Annotated in this window: 2 protein-coding genes; both read left to right on the top strand. The window is 36.5% G+C overall.

The window, feature by feature from the left end; genetic code table 11:
• Positions 1–657, top strand: a 657-nt coding sequence (locus E1176_RS01115) for an MBL fold metallo-hydrolase (RefSeq protein ID WP_343030488.1), incomplete at its 5' end; no start/stop codon positions are given.
• A 4-nt stretch (positions 658–661) separates the two neighbouring features.
• A complete protein-coding gene (pssA, locus tag E1176_RS01110) occupies positions 662–1333 on the top strand; it encodes a CDP-diacylglycerol--serine O-phosphatidyltransferase (protein ID WP_155208744.1) in 672 nt (223 codons plus the stop codon).
• Positions 1334–1467 lie beyond the last annotated feature (134 nt).

Genomic DNA, 1467 nt, shown 5'->3' with positions numbered 1-1467 from the left:
GTTATTGCTATGATTCAGGTAAAGTCTTTCGTTTTTAACCCATTCATGGAAAACACCTATGTGCTATATGATGACACCAAAGAATGTGTAATCGTAGACCCTGGTTGTTATGAAGATTACGAACGGCAGGAACTGACCGATTTCATCAAAAATAACGAGCTGAAGGTTGTTTACTTACTAAACACTCATTGTCATATAGATCATATTTTGGGTAATCAGTTTGTTAAAAATACTTATGGAGTAGAACTGTTAGCTCATAAAGACGATGAAGCAACACTAAAGGCTGTAAAGGCATATGCTCCCTCATACGGATTTAATAATTATCAGGAGTCTGAAATAGACAAGTACATAGATGAGTCTGAAAAAATTAAATTTGGCAATTCATCACTTGATATTTTATTCGTACCGGGGCATGCACCCGGACATATCGCTTTTGTAGATAAAGAAACTAAAACCATAATCGGTGGCGATGTGCTATTTCAAGGCAGTATAGGTAGGACTGATCTACCCGGAGGTAATTTTGACACCTTGATAAGTAGCATTCATAATAAGTTTTTTGCTTACACAGATGATTTTACGGTTTATTCTGGTCATGGACCAAAAACTACAATAGGTGTTGAGAAAAAGTCAAATCCTTTTTGTGCAGTAGCTTCGTAGGGCAATGATCAAAAAACACATACCTAACTTCATAACATCATGCAACTTAGCTTCGGGCTGTATTGCCATTACTTTTGTCTTCAAAGGTGAGTTGCAAATAGCCGTCTACCTCATGTGGTTATCCATGGTTTTCGACTTTTTTGATGGTATGGCCGCCCGTTTACTCAAAGTTAGTTCTCCCATCGGAAAAGAATTAGACTCTTTGGCCGATGTAGTAAGTTTTGGAGTACTACCAGCCACTATTATTTATAAGTTGATTGAGTCTGGTGAGCCTTTAGCTTTTGTCGCCTTTTTAGTTGCAGTATTTTCAGCGTTGAGACTTGCTAAGTTTAATACGGATGAAAATCAGGAAACAGATTTCATCGGTCTACCTACTCCGGCAAATGCGCTATTTCTTTCTTCATTAGTGTTTTTTAAGGGCAACTCAGATTTTTCTTCATTCATTAATGATCCTGTATTAATAGCAATCACTGTGATATTCTCACTTTTGTTAGTGGCTCCTATTCGGTTGTTTTCGCTTAAGCTTAAAAACTTTTCATGGAGTGATAATAAAATTGTTATCATTTTCTTGATTCTGTCAGCCGGTCTGATTGTCACTTTGGGAATCATTGGCTTACCTTTCGTAATCTTATTATATATAGCATTATCGTTAGTTAAAAACGCTTTTAAGCTATAAACCGGGTAATAATGCAGCTACGGAAACGTTTAGCTTTTTTACTGTGTTCTTTAGCTGTCAAAAGAGCTTTTATGAACAGAATTCTTCTAGGTACCTTTTTTTCTTTTATGGCTTTAGCAGCCGTACATGGCCAA

This window comes from Fulvivirga aurantia (assembly GCF_009711475.1).
Taxonomy (GTDB): domain Bacteria; phylum Bacteroidota; class Bacteroidia; order Cytophagales; family Cyclobacteriaceae; genus Fulvivirga; species Fulvivirga aurantia.
This window is presented reverse-complemented; position numbering and strand designations above follow the sequence as displayed.

What these genes read in the sequence shown, in the direction of transcription:
- pssA (WP_155208744.1), top strand. Translation starts at nt 662, where the DNA reads ATGATCAAAAAACACATACCTAACTTCATAACATCATGCAACTTAGCT.